General features: G+C 46.2%; 21 protein-coding genes and 1 tRNA gene. 10 read left to right on the top strand and 12 right to left on the bottom strand.

Features of this window, described 5'->3' with window-relative positions; translation table 11 throughout:
- Positions 1 to 80: 80 nt before the first annotated feature.
- On the bottom strand, positions 81 to 1,184 hold the full coding sequence (locus tag FSB75_RS21515; RefSeq protein ID WP_172623251.1) for a T9SS type A sorting domain-containing protein: 1,104 nt from the start codon (positions 1,182 to 1,184) through the stop codon (positions 81 to 83).
- 16 nt (positions 1,185 to 1,200) lie between these two features.
- On the bottom strand, positions 1,201 to 2,820 hold the full coding sequence (locus tag FSB75_RS21510; RefSeq protein WP_146791658.1) for a dockerin type I repeat-containing protein: 1,620 nt from the start codon (positions 2,818 to 2,820) through the stop codon (positions 1,201 to 1,203).
- A 375-nt stretch (positions 2,821 to 3,195) separates the two neighbouring features.
- Between FSB75_RS21510 and FSB75_RS21505 the strand changes: the two genes are divergently transcribed.
- Positions 3,196 to 4,779 (top strand): hypothetical protein, encoded by a 1,584-nt coding sequence (locus FSB75_RS21505; protein ID WP_146791656.1) that lies wholly within the window; start codon positions 3,196 to 3,198, stop codon positions 4,777 to 4,779.
- 425 nt (positions 4,780 to 5,204) lie between these two features.
- Here the strand turns inward: FSB75_RS21505 and FSB75_RS21500 are convergent, their stop codons facing one another.
- Complete coding sequence (locus FSB75_RS21500; RefSeq protein WP_227990688.1) at positions 5,205 to 5,519, bottom strand: hypothetical protein; 315 nt, start codon at positions 5,517 to 5,519, stop codon at positions 5,205 to 5,207.
- A 91-nt stretch (positions 5,520 to 5,610) separates the two neighbouring features.
- Between FSB75_RS21500 and FSB75_RS21495 the strand changes: the two genes are divergently transcribed.
- Both FSB75_RS21495 and FSB75_RS22320 read left to right on the top strand, forming a co-directional pair.
- Positions 5,611 to 6,168 (top strand): hypothetical protein, encoded by a 558-nt coding sequence (locus FSB75_RS21495; protein WP_146791654.1) that lies wholly within the window; start codon positions 5,611 to 5,613, stop codon positions 6,166 to 6,168.
- Positions 6,169 to 6,525: 357 nt separating this feature from the next.
- Positions 6,526 to 6,921: a helix-turn-helix domain-containing protein gene (locus FSB75_RS22320; RefSeq protein WP_317130403.1), complete on the top strand. Its 396-nt coding sequence runs from the start codon at positions 6,526 to 6,528 to the stop codon at positions 6,919 to 6,921.
- Positions 6,922 to 7,397: 476 nt separating this feature from the next.
- Here FSB75_RS22320 and FSB75_RS21480 read toward each other — a convergent pair.
- From FSB75_RS21480 to FSB75_RS21455, 6 genes are all read right to left on the bottom strand, one after another.
- Positions 7,398 to 7,471: transfer RNA gene (locus FSB75_RS21480), tRNA-Asp, on the bottom strand.
- 145 nt (positions 7,472 to 7,616) lie between these two features.
- Positions 7,617 to 8,234: a DUF6633 family protein gene (locus tag FSB75_RS21475; RefSeq protein WP_146791650.1), complete on the bottom strand. Its 618-nt coding sequence runs from the start codon at positions 8,232 to 8,234 to the stop codon at positions 7,617 to 7,619.
- A gap of 77 nt (positions 8,235 to 8,311) precedes the next feature.
- Entirely contained in the window at positions 8,312 to 8,590 is a 279-nt protein-coding gene (locus tag FSB75_RS21470; RefSeq protein WP_146791648.1) for a hypothetical protein, read from the bottom strand.
- The gene (locus FSB75_RS21465) at positions 8,587 to 9,066 is read right to left on the bottom strand and encodes a hypothetical protein (protein WP_146791645.1); all 480 of its coding nucleotides are present in this window, start codon (positions 9,064 to 9,066) and stop codon (positions 8,587 to 8,589) included. The genes FSB75_RS21470 and FSB75_RS21465 overlap by 4 nt, the downstream gene beginning before the upstream one ends.
- Entirely contained in the window at positions 9,041 to 9,904 is an 864-nt protein-coding gene (locus tag FSB75_RS21460; protein ID WP_146791643.1) for an AAA family ATPase, read from the bottom strand. Before FSB75_RS21460 ends, FSB75_RS21465 begins: the two co-directional genes overlap by 26 nt.
- An 84-nt stretch (positions 9,905 to 9,988) precedes the next feature.
- Positions 9,989 to 10,291 carry a hypothetical protein gene (locus tag FSB75_RS21455; protein WP_146791641.1) on the bottom strand — a complete coding sequence of 101 codons (303 nt, stop codon included), beginning with the start codon at positions 10,289 to 10,291 and terminating at the stop codon, positions 9,989 to 9,991.
- Between the two features lie 106 nt (positions 10,292 to 10,397).
- Here FSB75_RS21455 and FSB75_RS21450 point away from each other — a divergent pair, with 106 nt between their 5' ends.
- The 4 genes from FSB75_RS21450 (at position 10,398) to FSB75_RS21435 (ending at position 14,630) form a co-directional block, all read left to right on the top strand.
- The gene (locus FSB75_RS21450; protein WP_146791639.1) at positions 10,398 to 11,135 is read left to right on the top strand and encodes a helix-turn-helix domain-containing protein; all 738 of its coding nucleotides are present in this window, start codon (positions 10,398 to 10,400) and stop codon (positions 11,133 to 11,135) included.
- Positions 11,136 to 11,405: 270 nt separating this feature from the next.
- Positions 11,406 to 12,413: an acetyl-CoA carboxylase carboxyltransferase subunit alpha gene (locus FSB75_RS21445; RefSeq protein WP_262711940.1), complete on the top strand. Its 1,008-nt coding sequence runs from the start codon at positions 11,406 to 11,408 to the stop codon at positions 12,411 to 12,413.
- A 184-nt stretch (positions 12,414 to 12,597) separates the two neighbouring features.
- Positions 12,598 to 13,482 carry a 4-hydroxy-tetrahydrodipicolinate synthase gene (dapA, locus tag FSB75_RS21440; protein WP_146791635.1) on the top strand — a complete coding sequence of 295 codons (885 nt, stop codon included), beginning with the start codon at positions 12,598 to 12,600 and terminating at the stop codon, positions 13,480 to 13,482.
- A gap of 5 nt (positions 13,483 to 13,487) precedes the next feature.
- A complete protein-coding gene (locus FSB75_RS21435; protein ID WP_146791633.1) occupies positions 13,488 to 14,630 on the top strand; it encodes an alpha/beta hydrolase in 1,143 nt (380 codons plus the stop codon).
- A 349-nt stretch (positions 14,631 to 14,979) separates the two neighbouring features.
- Here the strand turns inward: FSB75_RS21435 and FSB75_RS21430 are convergent, their stop codons facing one another.
- Positions 14,980 to 16,953: a KUP/HAK/KT family potassium transporter gene (locus FSB75_RS21430; protein WP_146791631.1), complete on the bottom strand. Its 1,974-nt coding sequence runs from the start codon at positions 16,951 to 16,953 to the stop codon at positions 14,980 to 14,982.
- Positions 16,954 to 17,039: 86 nt separating this feature from the next.
- Here FSB75_RS21430 and FSB75_RS21425 point away from each other — a divergent pair, with 86 nt between their 5' ends.
- From FSB75_RS21425 to FSB75_RS21415, 3 genes are all read left to right on the top strand, one after another.
- Positions 17,040 to 18,686 (top strand): hypothetical protein, encoded by a 1,647-nt coding sequence (locus tag FSB75_RS21425; RefSeq protein WP_146791629.1) that lies wholly within the window; start codon positions 17,040 to 17,042, stop codon positions 18,684 to 18,686.
- A gap of 21 nt (positions 18,687 to 18,707) precedes the next feature.
- Positions 18,708 to 19,691, top strand: a complete 984-nt coding sequence (locus FSB75_RS21420; protein ID WP_146791627.1) for a hypothetical protein — start codon at positions 18,708 to 18,710, stop codon at positions 19,689 to 19,691.
- A gap of 101 nt (positions 19,692 to 19,792) precedes the next feature.
- Positions 19,793 to 20,374 (top strand): porin family protein, encoded by a 582-nt coding sequence (locus FSB75_RS21415; protein ID WP_172623250.1) that lies wholly within the window; start codon positions 19,793 to 19,795, stop codon positions 20,372 to 20,374.
- 117 nt (positions 20,375 to 20,491) lie between these two features.
- Here FSB75_RS21415 and FSB75_RS21410 read toward each other — a convergent pair whose 3' ends face one another.
- On the bottom strand, positions 20,492 to 22,681 hold the full coding sequence (locus FSB75_RS21410) for a glutamine synthetase III family protein (RefSeq protein WP_146791623.1): 2,190 nt from the start codon (positions 22,679 to 22,681) through the stop codon (positions 20,492 to 20,494).
- A gap of 149 nt (positions 22,682 to 22,830) precedes the next feature.
- On the bottom strand, positions 22,831 to 24,102 hold the full coding sequence (locus tag FSB75_RS21405) for a hypothetical protein (RefSeq protein WP_146791621.1): 1,272 nt from the start codon (positions 24,100 to 24,102) through the stop codon (positions 22,831 to 22,833).
- Positions 24,103 to 24,105: the final 3 nt, after the last annotated feature.

Genomic DNA, 24,105 nt, shown 5'->3' with positions numbered 1-24,105 from the left:
TGAATCTTGTCCCGGAATGTTCAAGCGATGGCATGATTCGCGTGTCTTTTGTTTGAGACGTCTCGTAACGCCCCAATCCTTTACCGCACAATTACAACCGCTTTTTTCGTACTAAAATCACCAGATGTTGTTTGCAAGTAATACCGTCCTTGGGCCAGCTTACTCACATCCAGGGTAATTTGATTTGAACCTTTGTTCAATGGGCAGGTGCGGAACATTACTTTCTGTCCTGTGTTGTCAATTAGCGATACAACCGCAGTTATCTGTTGCGCCGACTTAATTATTACGGTCAGTTTGTCGCTAGTGGGTACAGGGAAGAGCTGGATTGAAAACCCTGCGGGTGTACAGTCCGTGTGTTTCACCGCCGTGTAAGACTCCGTGCCATTCAAATCAACTTGCTTAATTCGGTAGAAGGCGCTGCCGCTTTCGGCGTCTGTCCATTGATAATCTTTGGTAGAATTTGCAGAAGCAGAGGTTGTTATACGGTTCAGGCTCCGCCACGACAACCCGTCGATGCTTTTTTCGACTTCAAAAAACCGGTTGTTCGCTTCTGTAGCTGTATGCCAATAGATAAGGGTTCCATTCGCAGTGCAGCCAACCTCAAAACCGCTAAAGGTGACGGGTAAGACAGTGCCAGGCCCGAGCGGTAGAGCCGGTGATGTCACATCAATTGGAATGTTGGAAAAATTCGGATCCGTTAGCGCAACGCCCAAGGCTTCAGCCGACTGTTGTTCGTAAGCGAAGCCGCCTTGTGGATAAGAAGCCTGCAGGTTGGAATAATTTACGTACAATAGTGTATCCCACGCAGTAGTTAAGGTCACGACGTTGGAGCCGCTGGTTTCATCAACGTTTGCATAAACCAACCGCTTGTCGTACGATATATTGTTCACAGTTAAGTTAACAGAATTGGCAAGGTTATATGTCCTCCCGCTTGTCCCCCATCCAAAGGTTGAAACCAATTTATTGTCGTCCAGTGAAATAATCGATGCGTTGGCACTTTGATAAAGCAAGTAGAAGGTCACCCCAAAGTATTGCACCGTTCCAGATTTGGCGCGTATCCGCACCCCTACCTTCGACGTGGTTGCCGTCGAACCCGCATTAAAAATTTGTGATTCCACCGGTGCTGATTGGCAAAAAGCATAAAGTGACCAAAGAAGAAAAATTGCAAACAGTGTTGATTTCATAAGTCGTTTTGAATATTCAATTGCCAGGCACATGCGATGTTAGAACGGTGGACGTCGCGCCGCTGGTTCGTAAGACATGCCCCGTTGCGGCTGCATTGGCGTTAAGCTTTGTAAGTCCTACATCCGAAGCGTTGACAACGCCGTCCAAGTTTACATCACCTGCTTGGTAGCCGATTGCAGCGCCGTTAACCTGCGCTTTTACCAAGGCGATGTCAGATGCATTTACAACACCGTCCTTATTTGCGTTGCCTGCCCATAACGCATATTTTGTTGTGCCGGGTAAAAGCTGCACGGGTGTATTGCCGATGCCATTATCAGTGTAGCAATTACCCAATGCGGAAAAATCATTAAGGAATGTGCCGTCGCCTGAGGCTAATGCACCGCTCATGACGGCAATGTGATTTCTGTGGCGCAACACAACAAAACCCGGCCCCTGTTTTCCAAGCGTTGCGCTAAGTGGCGTTATGCCGTCTAGATCAACAAGAGATCCATCACGCAACAGGAAGCCCGCACGCTGCGAAATGGCTGTCGTTGGAATCGCATCACTAGGCAAACCGCTTTGCGGTTTTCGAAACTCCATCAGTACCCAATCGACGACGTTCGCGTTGGGAATGGAAGGCACGCTTTCAGTGCCGTTGTAGTTGTACGGTGAAGCTGCATACGGTTGCGATAAGGGCAAGTAGCCGCTTGCGTTGAGGGAAGGCGTCATGTCTCCAGGCCCCGCGTTCCAGGCACCCCTTAAAAACAAAGACACATTAAACTTGTATACAGGATCTGCCAGTTTCCATTCACCAACAAAAGAACTTACCGGGATACCAGTAACGGAAACGACCTTATTGGCTACATCTTTTGTGACGGAATTGAATTGTGCAGTCCATTCGCCCGCATTCAAATACCACGGGACGAGATTTGTCTCGTTGTTTGTGTTCAACTCCGTTGCCGCATAGGGAAACTGAACGTCCGCGGTGAAATTTGCACCGCCGGTTTGTTCAAACAAGAATTTTCGTTTCACCTCTCGCTCCGCTTGTGACGGATCGCCCCCGGCACTTTGCGGAAGCATGGTTACCGTCACATCACTTGGCGCAGTTCCACCGATGGTTGAGACGCGAAGTTGGGGATTGTTAAATACCGTTGTTCCAGTGTTCGTCCATGCCGTTCGCCGAACCCGACCAGCGATTTCCAAGCCAGGAGTAATGTTGAACACTGCAGTAGCCGGTGCAGACAAAACGTAGCTTGGATTACTTAGATAATCAGTGGAAAACGACCCCGACAAATAATCGAATTTACTTGTTACAATTAATGGGCTTCCCAGCCGTACACTGTCTCCCCTGGTTGATTTGTTGATTGCCAAATAGGTAAACGAAGCATTGCCCGCGTTGACCAGGCTTAAACCACTTCCTGTAAAAAGTAAGGTGTCGCTGTTGGTTATGCTGGTATACGTACCTCCATTGGAAAAGTTCCCTTGTACTTCGACTTTTCCGTCGTTTAAGATGCTGCCGGCTGAGTTCAAAAGATCACCTGCACAAAGTAGCCGCCCCCCACTTTGAACGCTGATGGTTCCGCCGTTATTTATCAACTGTGCAGGGCAGCATTGAAATACAAGCAGAAGCAAGCCTAAGAGGCCAAGTTTTGGCATACCAAATAGTTTAAATAAGAAGGGATAATGGTACCGGTTTAGCTTTTCAAGTGGAAGATGGCGTCAAATGTTCTTTCAGAAAACGATTTTAAGTAGTCCGAGATCGTTCCTTCTGCAAGTTGTTAGTCGTAAAAATAAAGACTTTGGTCAATATAGGTAAAAGTGTTGAAAGATTTTAGTTAGAGTCCATTGCTTAATGGACAACGCATTCATGTAAAAATTGCCGGGAATATGTAGTTTATACACCCTTAATAGTCAGCAAAAAAAGTTGCTTAGGTTGTAAGAGAATGGGGACTTTAAAACCCTATTCGATGTAACATTCAACCTCTTCCATTTGATTGCGCTCCCTTATATTGCAGCAAAATTCTGGAGCTTATGAGAATAACGTTTTTCCTTGCCTGTGCGTTGAGCGCTGTGCTTTCTCAAGCACAACTGGCGAAGGTGACAATGGCTGACCGGCAAGCCTACCACATGAACCAGAACCGGCCAATGGTCGTGGTCAATCCCTTTTCCAAAGCCTTTCACGTTAAAAACTTGGGCGGTGTAATGTCGGACGGTAAGGACGGCTTTATGCGCCTGGACGTTTGGAAAGCAGGCTCCGGTAAAGAGGGCGCATACGTGCACCTGCTGAAGTTTGATCACAAGCTCAGTATCGTCGCAGAAAAAGAAACCGTGCTGGAAGGGGAAGGAAGCGAAAACATGCTGCCGGTTCTCATTTTTAATACCCCGGGATCCATCCATGTGGTGCTCGCGGGCGGAAGCAAGGAAGCGAATCAATATTCCATTTTTTATTGGGAGTTCAGCGACGCAGACCTTGCGGTAAAGAAGGCGCACGTTGTACTAGCAAGCCTTCCCTTTGACAAAGACAAAGAATATACGCTTACCAGTGTTCGTAACCAGAAGGCCGGCACCTTTGGCGTAACGGTCTTGGAAGAGGGCGGTAAAAAAGAAGCGGCCTTCTTGCATAGCCTTTCGTTTAACTCCTCGCCTTCTTTGGTTTTTAAACAAAGCACTACCCTTTCATTTCTTGGGAAAAAGGGGCGCATTTCCGGAACACAGATTAGCGAAAGCGGCACCGTTTTTAGCCTGCTTTCCTATCCCGATGAAAAAATTGACGAACTCTTTGTCTATAGCGTTCTTTTGGCCGGTAAAGAAGGCGCAAAACTCTTGCCACTCGCGTCCGGCGGGCAGCCCTTGATTAATTGTGACTTTGGTCTTTCGAGTGATAACGGTATTTTGTTTAGCGGTCTTAGCTGGCCGGGCAAAAAAGATTATTCAGCGGCACTTGCTGTGGGCAAAATTTCTTCTTCGGGTGACCAGTCAATTTTAAAGGAAGAACCTTTTGCGCCTTCGCTTTTAGACGTTTTACAGAAAACAAAGAAAACAGGGTTAAGCAAAGATTATTTCGTCAGGAGCGTCACCCAGCGCAATAACGGCGTGATCGACGTAGTGGTGCAATACTGTTTTCAAAACATCGGCAACAGCGCCTCCGGTGGAATTAGCGGCGTTGTTGAACTCTTGGACGCGGTTATTTTTTCCTTTGAGGGCGACCGCCTTGTTTCGACCATTCCCATTAAGCGGAACCTTTACCAGGGAACGAACGGGTCAGCAGCGACCGTGAACCCCAATCATTTCGGCATCCCCGAAGTCTTTACCGCAGAAAATAATTTATACCTGATTTATTTTGACAATCCTGAAAACACCATGGGCGCAAACGACGGAAAGACGCCAAAGTCAAAGAACTTTTACAAAGGCGTGGTGACCCTTGCCCGAATTGATAAAAACTACAAAACGGCCCAGCAACAGCTTCTGGATTTTGACCACGACGAAGGCTTCATGAACTTTTACGAAATGCTCGTTTATAAAATTGACAACAAACGCTATTTGCTAAACAGTGACAAGTTTGGCGTCTTTACCAAGAATGTAAAAACGGCAAGCCTGCTCGCCGAGGTAAAATGAGTGGCAGTGTGGGTGGAATGGAAGTGGACGGAAACGTTTCAACGTGAAAAGGCTTTGTGCACGTGGGACTTGGCATTCAGTCTGCCCATAACGGCTGCTGAAATTATAAATTATAATTCAGTTCTTTGCCTCGCTATTATGCAAACCTTAAACGAAGCACCTCCTTGCTGCTTGAGTTGTTCATGGGTTACATCAAAATAACGAAGGAAAAGAGCATGGCGTTTAATAAAACCAGAAACCCTTTTTTATTTTTTGAGAAAAATATATCCTTGGATCAGTACATAGCCATAAAGATGAAGGATACTGATTTTATACCGAGTTTTAGGGAGCTTGTTACCAACCTTCAATTAATAGTGGATTAGCTAAGGCCTTAAAACATAAGGAACGGTAAGCATTTTATAAACAGATTAAAGGGAAACAATAAGTCAAGCCTCTTTTTTAACAATCAGATATTTCATACTTGGATCGTTTAGCATTGACTCCATTTGGGATTGCACAATGTCTTGTACATCCTGCCTAATCTGCAAATAACCACGTTGAATAATAGCGTTATTTAATTTCTTAAATACAGGAATTTCTTTGTACCCCTCCTGCTCTTTTTTCAGAGCCTCGTGATCATTCACTATCTCGCAATGAAACGTTTTTAATTCGATTTTTTGGTCAGGATTATCCGCCACCATTCCTACAAATTCACCGGAAGAAAGCGCCGCAATTTTAGAAGGCGGAATGGCCGCTTCCAACTGTTTTGACCGGCTGATGGAGGTATCGGCGCTGTTGATCGAGTAGCTGGACCGATACGACTTTACGTTGAAGACTGAAAACAACCCCGATATGGTCAAACAAACCTTCTTCATTGGCAAGGCAAACAACATTACGCTAAAGGAAGCGTATAACTTAATGAGCGGCCGGGCAGTCAACAAAGATTTGCTGAACAAAGAAGGGCAAGCCTATAATGCATGGGTTCAAATGAATTTTAAAGAAACCGATAAGGCCGGCAACTACCTTCTGAAGCAATACCACCAGAATTATGGCTTTGACTTGACCAAGGAATTGGCAAAGCTTCCCATAAAGGAGCTTTCCAACGAAGAACAAAAATCGCGATTAATTGAATCGCTCCAGAAAGGCAACCGTCAAGTAGTGACTTTTGTGAAAGACGAAACCGAACAGAAAGTATTCATTGAAGCCAATCCCCGGTTCAAATCGCTCAATGTGTACGATGCTTCTATGCAGCGGATACACAATCAATCACAGAAAGAGAAGGGGTCACCCGAACAGTCGGCAAAGCAAGAGACCAAAAAAGAAACCCAAAAGCAACCAAGCGATGACGACGGAGGCTTCGCCGTGCCGAGACAAAAGCGCAGCCGAAAGAAAGGACAATCCATAAGCTGAATACAGAGCCTGTGTTGGAGTCAAAACAATTTTCCGATTTCTTCGAAGTCATTGAAAATGACCCTCGAATCAATACAACACACGTCTCCCTCTACATGGCCCTTTTGCTGTATTGGAAGGCGCACGAATTCGCAGTCCCTCTTCAGGTTTTTAGTCATGAGGTTATGCCGCTTGCAAAAATTCTGTCCAGTACCACCTATCATCAGCGGTTAAAAGACCTTAATGATTTCGGGTATATCCGATACGAGGCTTCGTATAAGCGAAACGTAGGCAGTAAAATTTACTTGCAAATGAATGATCTGCGAATAAGAGCTAGAACCCAAACATGATCGCTGCGGCAGAACGGCCGTTGTTTACATGCAGTCGCTCCACAAACGTTTCGAGACTACTTTACCTTCTTTAAAGGTCTTGCCGCATTATAAATCTTTCCAAAGGATAGTGAACATGGATAAAAACAACTCAATACCGATTTTGATTCCGCTTGATCCTAACGAATTTTGGACCCAAATGCGGGGAATCATCAGAGAGGAAATGGAAAGGAGCAGTCGGCAAACGGTCAATTCGGTACCAGTGGCAGAAATACCTGGCCTGACGGAAAAGCCTCTTTATAACATGCGGGAAATTTGCAGCCTGTTTCGGATAACAAAGCCCACCATATATGATTGGATTAAGCACGGCAAACTTCGGCGAATTAAAATTCGCTCAAGGGTATATTTCCTGGGAAGTGAGATAAAACACTTAATGGAAGTTTAAGCAGCTAAAAGCAGTGAAAATTTCACTGCTTTTAGCTATTCTCTTGTACATCGGTCACTCTTTCCAAAAGAGATGCTGAAGGACACAATCATGCGCACTCTCTGGCATCAGCCAATTCCAAAGAATCCGGATAATTAAGACATGCATGCATTCTTTTTATAGACAGTTTTTATAAACTTAAAAATAAGGTTGCTGATTTCAGCAACCAAAAAGCCTCCAATGGCACGTGCCGGGGCGTGCGATTAGACTACTCCTCCAAGTTTAAACACGTTCCAGGCAACGGGCTCACTTTTATTTGACAATAAGATTTTTCTGCCCCAAAACAGCATCGTAGCTTTAAAATGACAATGCAGTCAACTAGAGTAAACAAGAGGAAGATTAGGTAAAAAATTGCGGTATTGGGTTCTTATATAGAATGAAAAATAGAATGAAAAAAGCGAAACCCGCTCTGGGAGCGGGTTTTAGACGAAATTTTGCGGACTGGACGGGACTCGAACCCGCGACCTCCGCCGTGACAGGGCGGCATTCTAACCAACTGAACTACCAATCCTTTTTCGTTGGGGAGGCAAAAATAGGGGTCTTTTCTTTTCCACCAAAAACAAAGAGAAAAATTTACCGAAAATTCTGTTGAAGTTTAAGCACAGCGGTTTACGAACAAAAAAGGGACGTGAATCGTCCCTTTATACACAAACCAATCAACCACTTTTTCGTTTCGTCATGTCAATCACTTCGGCTTGTTGCATGATTTCACCGATGCTCCTCACCTCGCCTATCCTGGGAATTTCGTTTTCCTCTTTCCTCTTTCTTTCCTGCTCTTCCTTTAACGCGAAATAAGTTTCCGAACGGTCATTGCGATATTGCTCCAGCTTTTGCATGATGCCAAAATGCGTAACCACACCTTTAAACTTTCCATATTTGCCTTCTTTTGCCTTTTCTAAAAACACTACCAAATCTTCAAGACTCAATTGATCTTCATAAGATGCCAGAATCAGGTCGCAGGCGCAAGCCGCAATCTTTGTATCGGAAAGCTTGGCGCTTTTTGGTAAGGGAATGCCGTAACAGAATTCCTGCAACAACATTTTTATCAAGCGGTGTGCACGCTGCAAACCGTAATCATTAATCAAACCCGGAACGCGTTCGGCCAGGGGAATTGAAAGCAACCGCTCAAACAGCACTTCCTCGCCGTTTGTGTATTGGTTCTTTGCCAGGTTGGCAATGATTTCGTATTCCAACGAACGCACAAAGCGTTTGCGCGGAACGCTCACAACCGGCCCTTGCGGCTCCATGGTTACAACGTTGTTTACACTGTTCATAATTTTCTCCTTTTTGTGAGTGGTGAATCGTGAGTAGTGAGCAGTGACACTCACGGTTCACTACTCACCATAGGGCCTTAACTCGCTTTCGCATAATCAATGCGCATCAACTTCAAGCGCTGATACAAGCTGCCGATAACGAGCGAAGCATTAACATCTTCCAATTCTACCCGGTGCCATTCTTCGTCGCTGTCCATCACAAACAATTCGTCCTTCGGACTTACGCAAACCGCCCAGGCGCTGAACGGAAAACTGTGCGGCGAAGTTTTTACTTCAATGGCCGTATCAAAATACAGGTAGTCATGACCAACAAGGTCTTTCACTATCTCTGCGCATTCCTGATAAATTGTTTTCATCTTCCCAAGGTTATTCGATAAGTAGATTTTGATGTCTTTAACGGACCTTCCAGCATCTCACCCGTATCAGGATCAACGGCCACGCGGCCCGGTGCCAACAGGCGCAATTTCTCTTCCACTGCTTTCTTCTTTCTTTCAATTTCGAAACGTTCGGCTTCCAACGCACACCATTCGGCGTTGCCTGAATAATCGTAGTTCACACCGGCTTCGCAGAGTTCAATCTTTGCACCGGACGAAGTGATCAAACGCCCATGATGCTTGGCGAGTTCGTCGCGCAAAAACTGAACATAGCGTTGGTCTCTGCGCACCGTCTTCACAAATTCTTCCATCGCCGCAAGTGCTTCGGCCACGCCGAAGACATTGCCTTCTTCCATCACATTGCTCACTGCGTCGTCAGCCATCTGACTGATTTGCTTTTTGCTCAAGCCTTCTCTTATTGAAGGCAAGGTGCTAAGCTGCGCTAAGTGTTTTTCCATTGATTTGATTTCTGCGATTCGCAATCAATTGTTGCAACAACGGGTTTGAGTCTACTTCGGATTTGTTCTTCTGATAGAGTTCAACGAGCTCTTTTTGTGAGCCGCAATCGTCCACTTTTTGATACCAATCGCTGCCCGGACGGAGAACGTGAAACTGCTCCTCGCCTTGCTCGCACCATTGCGCAACCATCTCACCCGTTTTTTCCGAAGGAACGAAGGCCGGCTTGCCCATGAACAAACCCGTACGGTCTTTTGAGGCCGTTGCGTTGTGGTTCGTATCCAACTCCAAATTGATCGTCAGTTCGTATTCAAAGCCCTCTCTTGTAATCTCACGCAGACCGCCCTTTTCCACTTTGATTTTACCGTTACCGTCTTTCACCATTTCGTAATCCTGCTTGCGCCGAACAGTGGTGATGATATGGCAGGGACTGTGCAGAATGGCTTCTAAAAAAGCCCCGTGGCGGGGTGTCACTTTCGCCCAGTCCTGGTATTTGCCGCCCAGTTGCTCCACGATTTCCAAACACCCTCCTTTGCCGTCCCATTCGTGCGAAATCGAGTCAACAATGATGACTTCCATCCCGGCTTTTTCGCAGGAGCGAATAGCCTCAATATAACGTTCCGGTGTGAACGGCGCAGTCAGCGGAAGCACGTTGTAATCGCCTAAGTGTGCGTACAAATCGGCGCTGCCGTTTTCGGTGTCAATGATAGCCACCTTGCTCAAATCGCCGCAAAGGCCTTTGGCAAGTAAAATGGCGCTGTAAGTTTTACCACCGCCTGAAACCGCCGATAGTCCCAACCTGATTTTTGCTTTCTTCCTTGTTGCTTTTCGTAATTGCATGTTTCGTGTATTGTGTGTTAATCGTACTCGTTGTTAGCCATGAACCATCAACTGTCAGCTTTCTAAAGCTGATTTCTGATGGCCTTACGCGGCTCTTCCCATTCCAGTCTCAAACTCGTGAGCGAAATAGCGAACCGCTGCTTCCTGAATTTCATCCATTGCACCGGTTACTTCCAGCACCGGCTTAATGTCGGCGCCGTTCCAGCGAACAAAATCAATGTCCACTGAGTAGCGGTCGAAGATGTCAAGTTGTGAGGCCGATGGATTGAAATAACCAATGCCCTGCACTTCCAGGTCGCCAACGTGTTCTGTAACAATCTTCAGGTCACGAACCACCTTGTGCTTCAGCGGAAAAGGAAACCGGAATTCTTTCGTCGTATTTCGCATCGTTTGAAGTTGTGAATTATTTGATTAAATTTGTGAAGCATAAAGATAACAAAAGTTCACATTTCACACAAATTATTCACAAGTTTATTCACAAATATTTTACGTCATGTTTACCGCCGAAAACTTAGTGGAAATCAGGGAGTTAGCCGGACTAAGCCAAACCGAATTCGCAAGGAAGCTTGGAATTTCCCGCGAAGTCATCAATAAAATGGAAAGCGGCAAAATGAAGCCTTCAAAACGAACTTTTGGAAAGGTGCAAAGCTTCCTGCAAAACCATCAAAATCCCACAAATTGGGGCGATGTGAATATTTTGGGTAAAAGTTCACACAGCACAGAAAAAAGGGTGAACGGAAAGGCTTTTTTAAACAGTCGTTTGCAAGACAAAAATGCTCCTCACCTTCACCTGGCGCCGTTGGTTGGCGTGAAGGCGCAAGCCGGTTACATTAAAGGTTTTGAGCAAGTAGATTACATGGACACGCTGGAGCAATATTCCTTGCCTCCCGGCGTGAATCCCATTGGTGCGGTGTGGCGTTATTTTGAAATTGACGGCGACAGCATGGAGCCAACGTTAAGTGCCGGCGACGTGGTGTTGGCAACGTTGGTTCCCGTTGAAGACTGGAACGATACAAAAGATTTTTGCGTGTACGTAATTCATGCCGCCGATCAATTACTGATAAAGCGTTTGTACAATAAATCGGAAGACGAATGGGTGCTGATAAGTGACAACGAAGAAGTGGCGCCGCAACATTTGATCAAAAAAGAGGACGTGAAAGAAGTTTGGTTTTTGCGGCGGCACATTCGCAACAAAGTGCCGATGACAGAGCAGGTGAAGATAAGAGTGTAACAGTTGTTTGCCTTTAAGCATCTATGCCAATACTTTCTGACTTTATGGGGTTAAAAATAATTTGTCAAGATTTATCCTTCGTATGTAAAACCAAAACCTGCTTTTATTGAAGCTCCCGATAGCACACGGCAGTTATTACTGGCTTAAGCCCGGTAAGTATAAATTGTCCACATACGGTTACTGATTTCTTCCCAAGCATCACATTCTCTCTTTCCCTTAATTTTACCGCCATTAACTACGCCTATGCCTGCAAACGCAAACAGACAGTTTTTGGATTTCGAAAAACCCATCAAAGATCTCATTGATGAAATTGAAAAACTGCGCCACGCACAGGAAAATAAAAAAATTAATTACGCCGATAAGATTGCCGAACTCGAAAACCTGATTGTAGAGCGGCGCAGGGAAGTGACGCAAAATTTATCGTCTTGGCAAAAAGTGCAACTGAGCCGCCACCCCGACCGTCCGTACACGCTGAAGTACATTGAAAAAATGACCACCAATTTTGTGGAGCTGTACGGCGATAGAAACGTACGCGACGACAAAGCCATGGTGGGCGGCTTTGCCCTGCTGGAAGGACAAACCGTAATGTTCATTGGGCAGCAAAAGGGCATCAATACGAAAACGCGGCAACTGCGCAATTTCGGCATGGCCAATCCCGAAGGATATCGCAAAGCCCTGCGATTGATGAAGCTTGCTGAGAAATTTAATAAGCCCATCGTCACATTAATTGATACCCCCGGCGCTTACCCTGGGCTGGAAGCCGAAGAACGCGGACAGGGCGAAGCCATTGCCCGCAATATTTACGAGATGATCCGTCTGAAGGTGCCGGTGATTTGTGTGATTATTGGCGAAGGTGCTTCGGGCGGTGCTTTGGGTATTGGCGTAGGCGACCGTGTGTACATGATGGAAAATACCTGGTACACCGTTATTTCACCGGAAAGTTGTTCGTCTATTTTGTGGCGAAGCTGGGATAAAAAAGAAGTGGCCGCGGAGCAATTAAAGCTTACGGCTGAGCACATGAAAAGCTTTGGCCTTGTGGACGACATCATTCCCGAACCCGCCGGCGGTGCACATTGGGATTACGACGAAGCCGCGCAAATCTTAAAGCAACATCTTGTAAAAGTTTTGGCTGAATTGAAAGACGTTCCCGTTGAAGAAAGAATCAACAGCCGGATTGAAAAATTTGGCAAGATGGGCTTCTGGGAAGAAGGCGGGAATAACGAACAGACGAAGGAGGAACAGATGAACGAAGAAGTGAAAGTGCAGACCGGCGAGTAGCGATCAGAACGCACAAGTGAGTGACACAACAGAAGGTGATAGTAGCAATACAGCTAAGTAAATAAAAATGCTAAGAGAAAAAGGTTGAAAAGAAACAAGAAGAAAATCAAATCAAAGCTCCTTTCTCCTTACGGCTCTTTCTCTCTTAGCCCAAAATTGGAAATTGTAAATCTGTAATTATTTTATGCTTCGCGAAATATTAAGAGGAACGGGTGTTGCATTGATTACACCGTTCAAAGCAGACAAAAGCATTGACTTTAACGCACTGGACGCGGTGATCAATTTCGTCATTGAAGGCGGCGTACAATACGTGGTAACACTTGGCACAACCGGCGAAACGCCGACGCTCAGCCGTGAAGAAAAGCTTGACATTATCAACGCCACGTTTGCGTCGGTTGATGCAAGAGTGCCGGTGGTTGTTGGCATTGGCGGCAACAACACGCAATCCATCATCAAAGACATTGAAAGCTTCCCGGTGGAAAAAGCCGTAGCCATTTTATCAGCTTCGCCTTATTATAACAAACCGTCGCAGGAAGGCATCTTTCAGCACTACAAAGCCATTGCCGACAGCACCACAAAGCCCATCATTTTATACAACGTTCCAGGCCGCACGGGCAGTAACATTGCGGCGGCAACAACGGTGCGCCTGGCAAAAGAAGTGAACACAATTGCCGGCATTAAAGAAGCCAGCGGCAACATGGCGCAGTGCATGACTATCCTTCGCGACAAGCCCGAAGAATTTATGGTGGTGAGCGGCGACGACAACCTGGCGATGGCGCAAATTGCCTGTGGCATGGACGGTGTGATCAGCGTGGCGGCCAACTGCTTCCCCAAGTATTTTTCAAACATGGTGAACGCGGCTTTGCAAAACGATTTTTACAACGCCAGAGCTTTCAACAACATGCTCATACAAGGCTACGATTTGCTGTTTGCCGAAAACAATCCGGCCGGTGTAAAAGCAGTGATGGCGGAGATGGGTCTTATTCAAAACAATTTGCGTTTGCCGCTCGTTCCGTTAAGCGAAAGCATTCATCAACAGGTGCGGGATTACCTGCCGTCGCTGAAATAATCCGCATGAAGAAAAGCCTTTGCGCACTTGCACTTTGTCTGCTTGCAACAAGTTTGTTGGCGCAACACAAAGTGCAATTTCTTTTTCGAAAACTGCCGGCTTACCACAAAACTTCCGACACAATTTATTTAGCGGGAAATTTCAACAACTGGAATCCCCAGAATGTGAAATATGCCTGTGCAAACTGCAACGAAAAATCCGGCATTACAATTGACTTACCCAAGGGTATGTTTGAATACAAGTTTACTCACGGAAACTGGGACGCCGTGGAATCAGGCAACGAAGGCTTTCCGCTCCCCAATCATACCATAACTGTAGAAAGCGATACCTCAATATTGGTGGAAATCGACCATTGGGCCGATCATTTTCCCCGAAAGGCAAAAGAAAGCACCGCGTCAAAAAACGTCCGGATTTTAGATACCGCTTTTTACATTCCGCAACTCAACCGTCATCGCCGCGTTTGGATTTATTTGCCCGAGTCTTACGGCACAAGCAAGAAAAAATATCCCGTGCTGTACATGCAGGACGGGCAAAACATTTTTGACAACGCCACATCGGGCTATGGCGAATGGGGCGTGGATGAAGCTTTGGATACGCTTGCCAAACAGTTCGGCGAAACGATTGTGGTAGCGGTGGACCACGGTGGCGAAAAGCGCATCAACGAATATTCGCCCTTTGACATGGAGCAATACGGCAAAGGCGAAGGCGATGCTTACATTGATTTTCTGGCGCAAACGCTGATGCCTTACATCAACCATCATTACCGCACCAAAAAGAGTGCAAAATACACGGCCGTCGCCGGCAGTTCGATGGGCGGTTTGATTTCGTTTTACGCTCTGCTGAAATACCCAAACAAGTTTGGCACTGCGGGTGTTTTTTCGCCCGCATTTTGGATTGTGCCGCAGTTAAAAGACTACGCCACCAAACGTGCGCCCAAGGTAAAAGGCCGCATTTATTTTTATGCCGGGGCCGAAGAAAGCGAACGAATGGTACCCGATATGCTACAGGTTTTTGAGGTCATTCACAAACATTCCAAAGCCGAATTGAAATCACACATCCGGGCCGAAGGCAAACACAATGAACCAACCTGGCGCGACGAATTTCCGCTGTTCTACGAATGGCTGCTGAAAGAAAAAGAAAGCGAATAGTTCTGTTGAAGAAATTGAAAATCCCGTCAGCGAACGTTGACGGGATTTTTTATGTACCCGGCTTCGGCAATTCTATTCATCGTCCGTTGCGTCGCACTCTTCAATGTTCGGAACAGCGTTCGGCTTTTTCACGCAGCGACGCAACGCTTAAACGACGGGCATCGTGGCTCCGCTGCCGTTGCCGCGTGAAGATTTGCTGCGCAGCGAACAAAGCGTACAAGTGTGCGACGCAACAAAAGCTTTATAATAGCAATGCCCCTTGGTACAAAATATTCTGAAGCTTTGTGCCAAACAAAAAATGTTGGCAAGTGCGCCAACATTTTATTCAATTTCATTGAAACGGAAACGCTTAGTTTTCTATTCGCCGTAATTTTAAATTAGTGACCGGCGCCACAATTAGCGGAAACTTTTCAATCACCACGGCGCTCGCATCCAAACCAAAGCCGCGTTCTTCGGAAAGCGAAACTTCTTTGAGCCAGAAATGAAACTTCATGATCATGCGTTCCAGAATGGGGAGGTCATTGTCCTGGCTTAAATATTTTTCCATCACCACAAAGGAAAAGTCACCGGTGACTTTGCCGCGTTCGAGGCTTTCGTAGCGGCTCACGATGTTCACTTCTTTGTTGATCACCAAATCCTCTACCACTTTCTTAAATAACAAATTAATGCGCGGCTCAACCCGGAAGCCAAGACGAAAATCAACGCGGATAATGTCGTTGGGAATAATGTGTTCCACCTTGTACTCCATTGTGTATGGTTCGTCAAGTGTATCCACATGCACCAGCCAGTAAATATCGGCCCGCTTGGGCTTTTTGTTCAGGATGGAATAAATGATTTTATGTTCAATCTCTTTTGGATTATCGGCGCTGGTTAAATAAACCAGGTGCGTTGAATATTTAGGCACTGAACGGTCGTTGCTTAATTCCTGAATTTTGGGAATGTAATGCTCCAGCCGCACAAATTCCACGTAGCGGTTTTTAATGCGCCGTGCCCTGAACCAAACATACATCACAAAGAACAAAAGACCGGCAACAATCAGAGCGACGTAACCGCCGTGCGGAAACTTGTTCAGATTTGCAATCAGAAAACTTATTTCGATGGTGAGGTAAACGAGCAAGTAAAGCCAAACGAACGGTTTGCTTGTTCGTCGCGAAACCAAAAAGTTTGCGAACAGAATAGACGTTGCAATCATGCAAAGGGTAATGGCCAGGCCGTATGCAGCTTCCATGCTGCTTGAATCCCGGAAGTGCAAAACGATGCCGATGCAACCGATAAACAACATAAAGTTGACACCGGGGATGTACACCTGGCCTCTTTCTTCCGTGGGAAAACTCATGCGCAGTTTGGGCCAAAGGTTCAGGCGCATGGCTTCGCCGATTAGCGTGAACGAGCCGGAAATGAGTGCCTGGCTGGCGATGATGGCCGCCGCAGTAGCGATGGCAATACCCGGTAACTTAAACCAATCGGGCATGATGCCGTAAAAAGCGTTGAAGCCTTCGTCCTCTACCATTTTAGCCGTAATGGTTTTGCCTGCGTAATTCGAGAGCAAAAAGGCACCTTGGCCCAGGTAATTTAAAATGAGGCAGGTTTTTACAAATATCCACGACACGCGAATGTTGCTTCGTCCGCAATGGCCCAAATCAGAATACAAGGCTTCTGCTCCCGTTGTGCAAAGAAACACACCGCCCAAAATGTAAAAACCCTTGGGATACGTTATCAGCAGGTGAATGGCGTAATACGGATTGAGGCATTTAAAAATGTGCAGGTAATCGAAGAGATGCCAGCAACCAAGTGCTGCCAGCATCAAAAACCAAAAGGTCATGACCGGCCCAAAGGCCTTGCCAATAAACGTTGTACCGAATTGCTGAATAAAAAACAGCATCGTTAAGATGCCGATAACAATGCCCACAATGGTGGTTTGGCCGATGCCGTGAAAGGTTTCAACCTGCTTTAAACCTTCAATGGCCGAGGTGACCGAAATGGGCGGTGTAATCATGCCGTCGGCCAGAAGGGCCGCGCCGCCAATCATGGCCGGAAACACCAGCCAGCGCCGCCGCCGCCGCACAAGGGCAAAGAGCGAAAAGATGCCGCCTTCACCGCGGTTATCGGCTTTTAGCGTAAGCACTACGTACTTGATGGTAGTTTGCAAGGTTAGCGTCCAAATGATACAGGACAGCGCACCAATAATCAACTCGTTGGAAATCTCTTTTCCTTTGGTAATGGCGTTCAATACGTAAAGCGGGGATGTACCGATGTCGCCGTAAATGATTCCAAGGGCTACTAACAATCCTGCGGCGGTAACTCTGTTTAAAGGTATTCTCACAGCTTGCCTGTTTACAATGGCAGTGGGCAAAGGTAGCGGGAAAAACGGTTTGGAAAAGAGTCCTGGACTAAATTGGGCAGGGCTTTGTGCAAAACAAAACGGCGGGCTTGCATCGTGCAGCCAAAACCGTTTTTAAACATCTTGCTAACGACAACATCCGTAATTTTAATAACACAAACGATACGGCTTCTATGCAAAAATCTTCAGCACAAGCATCCGCCCTCTTAACCCTACTTTTCGCTTTAACCGCTCTCTCAACCTTTGCCCAAAAAATTGTTTATTCCGAAGTGGACGAAGACGACTCGCGGCGCATGCGCTTTGAAGTCATGGGCAAAATATCGGGTAATTTTTTAGTGTACAAGAATTCAAAAAGCAAAAACTACGTTTCGGTTTTTAACAACAACATGGAGCAGATTGCCAAGGTGGAGCAAGACTATATTCCCGACGACAAGCTGATAAACATTGACTTCTTTCCGTATAACGATTTTACTTATCTCGTTTACCAATACCAAAAAAAGAAAGTGGTGTATTGCGAAGCCGTAAAAGTGGACGGCATGGGCAAACGCATTTCGGACGTGATGACGCTGGACACGGCGCACATTGGCGGCTTTGGCAGCAACAACAAAGTCTATACCGCCATTAGCAGCGAGGACAAATCAAAGCTGGTGCTTTTTAAAATCAATTCCCGGAACAAAGAACACTACCTCATAACAACGCTGCTTTTTGACAGTAACCTTTCGCAAATGAAGCGTTCGCAGTTTACGATGGACATGGAAGAAGACAAGGACTACCTAGACGAGTTCAACGTGGACAACGACGGCGACCTTGTTTTCGCCAAAGGCAAAAGGGCCAACAACGAAGTGATTCAAAGCTCCTCCATCTTTTACAAAGCCGCACAATCCGATTCGTTGATCAGCGTGAACACGCAACCGGAAAAAATCTTTCTCGACGAGATTCACATTAAGGTGGACAACGTAAACAAACGCTACTTTCTCACGTCGTTTTACTATGCCAAAAAACGCGGCGACATCGAAGGCTTTTATTTTTACGTGTGGGACAAAGCCACCAAAATGCCCGTGCTGCAAAACTCACTGGCTTTGGGCGAAGAACTTCGCCGGGAGGCAAAGAGCGATAACTCCAACGTGAAGACGGCCTTCAACGATTATTTCATTCGCAGCATTGTTATCAAGCGTGACGGCGGCTTTCTCATCAACACGGAATCGTATTACACCATCTCGCGGGGCAATCCCTGGAACCGCTTTAATTATCTCTACGGAATGCCCTTGACCACTTACGATTATTACAGCCTTTACTCGCCTTATTACAGTTCGTGGTATTGGCGCGACCGCTACAACACCCGGCAAAACGTGCGGTACAACGCCGACAACATTACCATCCTTTCGTTTAACAACGACGGCAAATTGCAATGGAACAGCGTTATTCACAAAGAGCAGTTTGACGATGAATCGGAAGACCGCATTTCGTTTCAAACGGTGAATACCGGCGGACAAATTCATTACCTTTTTAACGTGGACGAAAGAAGGGCTTTGCTGCTGAATGATTTTACGCTTTCGCCCGGCGGCGAGATTGTACGCAACCCCACACTGAAAAACCTTGACCGCGGCTACGAGTTTATGCCCAAGTACAGCAAGCAGGTAAGCAGCTATCAATTGATTGTTCCGTGCTATTACCGCAACAACAACATTTGCTTTGCAAAAGTGGAATTTAATTAATAGCATTGCCGCGTGGTATCCATGTTCCGTCAAAAATCACCGGGCAATCTTGTTGTCCTTTTCTTCTTTGGTTTGATGCTGAAGCTGCCGCTTTTCCTGTGGCCCAAAACGGTTACCGCTACGCAAAACGACGAAGACTTTTACCAATGGCTGATACAAGGAATTAATTCTTTAGGGCCGGGCAAAGCCATGCTTTGTTCCTTTGCCGCTTTCTTGCTTTTGTACATCCAGGCCATCATGCTGAATTACCTAGTGAACGAATACCGGCTGATGCCCAAGCCGACTTATTTGCCGGCCATGGCTTACATGCTGCTTACATCGCTGCTGCCCGAATGGAGTTATTTGTCTTCACCCTTAGTCGCTACCACGTTTGTGTTGTGGGCCTTTATCAAATTGCTTCATTTGTACAACACCGACAATGCCCGCGGACCGGTGTTCAACATCGGTCTGCTGTTGGGAATCGCCTCTTATTTTTATTTTCCGTCTGCCTGTTTTTTGCTTTGCATTTTGCTGGGCATGATCATCCTAAAACCTTTTCGTCTGAACGAAGCCGTTTTGTTTTTGGTAGGCTGCCTGACGCCCTACTATTTCATGATAACGATTTTGTATTTGACGGATAAGTTAAGCATTGCGGCTTTCTTCCCGCATATCTCGGTGCATACGCCGGCGGTGAAGAGTACCGTTTGGCTGGCCGTAAGCATTCTGCTGCTGGCCCTTCCATTTTTAGCCGGGGGCTTCTTTGTGCAATCGCATTTGCACAAAATGCTCATTCAGGTGCGCAAGTCCTGGAGCATACTTTTGTTTTATTTACTGCTTGCTTTTTTTGTTCCGTTTGTGAACACCAATTCTTCGTTCAATAATTGGATCTTGCTCGTTGTGCCTTTTGCCTGCTTTCATGCCGGCACGTATTTCTACACGGTAAAAAAATGGATTCCCAACGTGCTGCTGCTGTTAACCTCCGGCTACATTTTTTACTTACAATACGGCACGTTGCTTTGGCGCTGAGAACGGCTTTCTCCTTTACCAGGCAAGGATCGCGAAACGGCGCGAACGAAACTTTCTATCGTTCATTTTTATTGTTATTTTGTTCTCATCAATCAACTGCCATGAAGAAGTTTTTCTTTTTCGTCTTGCCGGCACTGCTTGCAGTGCATTCTTCTTTTTCGCAAAAAGCAACGAATAAAAAAACCGACTGGGGCTTTGTCCTTGGCCTTAACGGTTCAAACCTCCGCTCATCCGGCGATAGATACTCAAGCTGGAAAACCGGTTTGGTTTCGGGTTTTTTTGTGGACATAAAGGCCGCTGAAAACATCAGCGTTCAACCCCAATTTCTCTATTCATCAATGGGTGGAAAGAATTCAAACGACGACGCTTCCAGCGTACGACTGAATTATTTTTCGCTGCCGGTTTTGGTGAAGTATAAATTGACCAAAGGCTTTGCTGTTTTCGCAGGCCCTCAACTCGACGTGATGATCCAGGCAAAAAGTAAAACGTCTTCTGGTTTTACAAAAGTTACCGACGCTTACAAAGAAGATAGTTACAACCTAACCGGCGGCGTAGCTTTTCAGCCCTTGCGCTGTCTTGGCTTTTCGCTTCGTTACATTTATGGATTGAACAACGTATCGGCAGTAAGTAGCGCCAACATGAAAAATCAGGGCATTCAACTAACCGCAGCCGTGAAGCTGTAAAAGCGGTCAGGCCGCTCTTAATAACTTTCAAAAAGTTGGTTGATGTCCAGCGGCCAGACCGCAATGAAAAAGCCTGCTTCCAACGAAGCAGGCTTTTTCATTGCGGAAATCTTCTTTCTATCGCAGGAACAACAGCTCGCGGTACTTTGGCAAATACCATTCTTTGTCGTCAACAAATTGTTCCAGCTTGTCCACGTGATAGCGGATGCGGTCATAATAAGCTTCTTTCACTTCGGTGCAATACGCAATGGCTTTCTCGCGGGTATTTTCCATGGCGTTGCACTTCTTTCTGGCCTCAATCATTTCCACCGTCAGTTTGCTAACCTGGTTGATGTGCTCCGAAATTTTGTTGAGCAGCTTTGTACGTTCTTCGCAAACGCCTTCAGCCACACCAATATCTTTTAAACCGCGGATGTTTTCCACCAATTTGTTTTGATAATGAATGGCCGCTGGCAATACGTAAGTTGTCGCCAGTTCCACCATCAACCTTCCTTCAATCTGCACTTTCTTGATGTACTTCTCCAGTTCAATTTCGTGCCGGGCCTCTAACTCTGGATGTGTGTAGATTTTGTTGTGCGCAAACAAGGCTTTGGCCTTCTCTGTCACCATCGCATCAAGCGCAAGCGGCGCTGTTTTTACGTTGGGCAATCCGCGGCGCTCTGCTTCTTTTTCCCATTCTTCGCTATAGCCGTTGCCTTCAAACAAAATCTTTTCGCTGCCTACAATGTATTGTTTGATCATGTGGAGGATAGCAATCTCTTTCTTCTCTCCTTTTTCAATCAAAGCATCCACGTCCTTTTTAAATTTCTTCAACGTTTCGGCCATGATGGTATTCAATACCGTCATCGCGTTGGCGCAGTTAGCAGACGAACCCACGGCGCGGAATTCAAATTTATTGCCGGTGAACGCAAAGGGCGAAGTGCGGTTGCGGTCCGTGTTGTCCATCAACAATTCGGGAATGCTGCGGTGAATGTCGATCTTCAACATGCTTTCGTCCTGCTCGTCAAACTTATCGCCCACTCTTTCTTTCACATCCTGCAAAACTTTGGTCAGGTACTGACCGATGAAAACAGAAATGATTGCGGGCGGCGCTTCGTTGGCACCCAAACGAAAATCGTTGGAAGCAGACGCAATGGAAGCACGCAGCAAATCATCATAATCATGAACGGCTTTGATGGCGTTCACAAAAAAGGCGAGGAACATCAAATTGGTCTTGGGCGTTTTGCCGGGAGCCAAAAGATTCACGCCGGTATCGGTTGCCAAACTCCAGTTGTTGTGTTTACCGCTGCCGTTGATGCCTGCAAAGGGTTTCTCGTGCAACAACACTCTTAATTTATGGCGGGCCGCCACACGGGTCATGATGTCCATGAGCAGCGTGTTATGATCTACCGCAAGATTGACTTCTTCATAAATGGGCGCACACTCAAATTGCGCAGGTGCTACTTCATTATGACGAGTGCGCAAAGGAATACCAAGCCGGTAGCTTTCGGTTTCAAAGTCGCGCATGAAAGCATAAACTCTTTCGGGAATGGAACCGAAGTAATGATCTTCCAATTGCTGGCCTTTTGCGGGGCTGTGGCCAAACACGGTGCGGCCGCACATGACCAGGTCGGGACGGGCATTAAAGAGGCCTTCGTCCACCACAAAATATTCCTGTTCCCAACCGAGTGTTGGCGTAACGCGTTGTACGTTTCTATCAAAATAATTGCACACGTCAACGGCTGCTTTGTTCAACGCTTCGAGAGCCTTCAACAACGGCGCTTTGTAGTCGAGCGATTCGCCGGTATAGGAAACAAAGATGGTGGGAATGCAAAGTGTTTTTCCCGTGCCGATGTCCATGATGAAAGCCGGTGAAGAAGGATCCCAGGCTGTATAACCTCTTGCTTCAAAGGTTGCCCGCAAGCCACCGCTAGGAAATGAAGAAGCATCAGGTTCTTGTTGAATCAAAGCATCGCCTTCAAATTGTTCGATGGGCGTACCATCGCTTTTTAAAGTGAAGAAAGAGTCGTGCTTTTCGGCCGTTGTTCCCGTAAGCGGTTGAAACCAGTGTGTGAAGTGCGTTACGCCTTTGCTTTCGGCCCAGGCACGAATGCCGTTGCCGATTTGCGCCGCCATGGCGCGGTCAATTTTTTGACCGGCTTTCACAGACCCCATAAGGCTTTTGTATGCTTCGTCGCTCAGGAATTGCCTAGCGACAGCGTGGGTAAAAACGTTCTCGGCAAAGATGGCCGTGATTTTTGTCTCCTGCAACGGTTCGGGTTCGCAGGAAGTTTGCAAATTCGTCAGCGCATTAAATCGGAGCGACATAAAAAAATTTTTCCAAAGAAAATCAAATTCCAAAAAACTTGGACAATTTTTTCCTGTTGCCGTAGAAATTTATAGACTTTACAAGAAATCATACCCTCATTGATGCTCTGCTTGTAAATTTTTCTCCTTTTTGAAACCAAGTCAATACATTAATCCTTTTCACCATTTAGAAAAAACAGACGACCTATTTTGTCCCAATCTGTTTGCGCAACCATGGGCACAATAAGGAAACTTAGTACAATGCTGCGATAGCGCACAATGGCGCCCAACACATCAACGGAATAGCCGATCATCATGAGCACCGAGAACGAAAAGAAAACACAGAACAACAGGAAGGAATCAAAAGCTTTAATTTTTTTGTGCCGCCAGAGAAACAGAAGAAACAAGAGCAGCAGAAAATTTATTTCGAGCGAAGCGGCCAGCGAAAGCAGATGATGCACGTCGGAGGGATAAGGACGAATGGTACTCAGCGCAAAGGCTTGTGGTGCGTTGACCAAAAAACTGGTAAATGTTGGTGCGAGTTTGTTTACAGCCACGGCTGAACCACCGCCGAGTTTTAGAAAAGCTTCCTGCCTTTCCACCACGCCTTCAGGAAAATTCAGTCGCGGGTTAATGAATTTAGCCGTAAAAAAAAGAAGAACGAACAAAGCATAAACAGCGCAGAAAACGAGCAGGGGTTTCTTCCTTAACCGGTCGGCTAATACCCAGGCGAACAATGCGGGCAAGAGGGGAATGATCAAAAAATTTCGCATCACCAATACTAACAGCAAGCCGAGAAAAATGGCCAGGATGCGCCGCCCCGTAAAGCGATTCTTCAATCCAAAATAAATCTGGTAAACGATCCAGCAAAACGCAAAAAACACAAGGCCGTCTTTGTGCAAACCCGATGTCCAATACAATACCGAAGGCACCAAAAAAATCGCCAACAGAATGGGCAGTTTTCGACTGGGGAAAACGTCTTTCATTACGCGATAAAACGCAAGCGGACCAAAGAGGCTGATGAAAGAATAAAAGATGACGTTGATGTAATAATTACCGAAGCTGAAAACATCAAAAAGTGCCAACAGCTTAGTCATAATGTTTCCTTTTAAATCGTTCCACCAGGAATTCTCCGTTGCCAGAAAACGTGTGTAGCCGTCTTCATAAGAGTTGTGGAAAATATCGGTAAAAAAAATTTTCGGATTCGTGAGCAAAACATGGTATTCCTGAAGGCTGTTGTAATGGTATCCCCAGGTATCGCCCATTTGGGCCAGCAGTTCGTAATGCACGCCTATCCAGCCGTACAAAATACCCGCCATTACCTTCAGCAAAAACACAATCACCAGTTGTGGAGAATTTAATCCCGATGCGGTGAAAAATTTTGTTTTGGTAACCAGCCAGGCAAAAAAAATAAGATAGGCAGCAAACAGCAAATGCTCCAAAAT

The organism is Flavisolibacter ginsenosidimutans (assembly GCF_007970805.1).
Taxonomy (GTDB): Bacteria; Bacteroidota; Bacteroidia; order Chitinophagales; family Chitinophagaceae; genus Flavisolibacter; species Flavisolibacter ginsenosidimutans.
Note: the sequence above shows the minus strand (reverse complement) of the source record. Positions and strands in the feature narration are given on the sequence as shown.

Coding starts and splice junctions, on each gene's coding strand:
- FSB75_RS21515 (WP_172623251.1), bottom strand. CDS start 1,184: ATGAAATCAACACTGTTTGCAATTTTTCTTCTTTGGTCACTTTATGCT.
- FSB75_RS21510 (WP_146791658.1), bottom strand. CDS start 2,820: ATGCCAAAACTTGGCCTCTTAGGCTTGCTTCTGCTTGTATTTCAATGC.
- FSB75_RS21505 (WP_146791656.1), top strand. CDS start 3,196: ATGAGAATAACGTTTTTCCTTGCCTGTGCGTTGAGCGCTGTGCTTTCT.
- FSB75_RS21495 (WP_146791654.1), top strand. CDS start 5,611: ATGGTCAAACAAACCTTCTTCATTGGCAAGGCAAACAACATTACGCTA.
- FSB75_RS22320 (WP_317130403.1), top strand. CDS start 6,526: ATGCAGTCGCTCCACAAACGTTTCGAGACTACTTTACCTTCTTTAAAG.
- FSB75_RS21475 (WP_146791650.1), bottom strand. CDS start 8,234: ATGAACAGTGTAAACAACGTTGTAACCATGGAGCCGCAAGGGCCGGTT.
- FSB75_RS21470 (WP_146791648.1), bottom strand. CDS start 8,590: ATGAAAACAATTTATCAGGAATGCGCAGAGATAGTGAAAGACCTTGTT.
- FSB75_RS21465 (WP_146791645.1), bottom strand. CDS start 9,066: ATGGAAAAACACTTAGCGCAGCTTAGCACCTTGCCTTCAATAAGAGAA.
- FSB75_RS21460 (WP_146791643.1), bottom strand. CDS start 9,904: ATGCAATTACGAAAAGCAACAAGGAAGAAAGCAAAAATCAGGTTGGGA.
- FSB75_RS21455 (WP_146791641.1), bottom strand. CDS start 10,291: ATGCGAAATACGACGAAAGAATTCCGGTTTCCTTTTCCGCTGAAGCAC.
- FSB75_RS21450 (WP_146791639.1), top strand. CDS start 10,398: ATGTTTACCGCCGAAAACTTAGTGGAAATCAGGGAGTTAGCCGGACTA.
- dapA (WP_146791635.1), top strand. CDS start 12,598: ATGCTTCGCGAAATATTAAGAGGAACGGGTGTTGCATTGATTACACCG.
- FSB75_RS21435 (WP_146791633.1), top strand. CDS start 13,488: ATGAAGAAAAGCCTTTGCGCACTTGCACTTTGTCTGCTTGCAACAAGT.
- FSB75_RS21420 (WP_146791627.1), top strand. CDS start 18,708: ATGTTCCGTCAAAAATCACCGGGCAATCTTGTTGTCCTTTTCTTCTTT.
- FSB75_RS21415 (WP_172623250.1), top strand. CDS start 19,793: ATGAAGAAGTTTTTCTTTTTCGTCTTGCCGGCACTGCTTGCAGTGCAT.
- FSB75_RS21410 (WP_146791623.1), bottom strand. CDS start 22,681: ATGTCGCTCCGATTTAATGCGCTGACGAATTTGCAAACTTCCTGCGAA.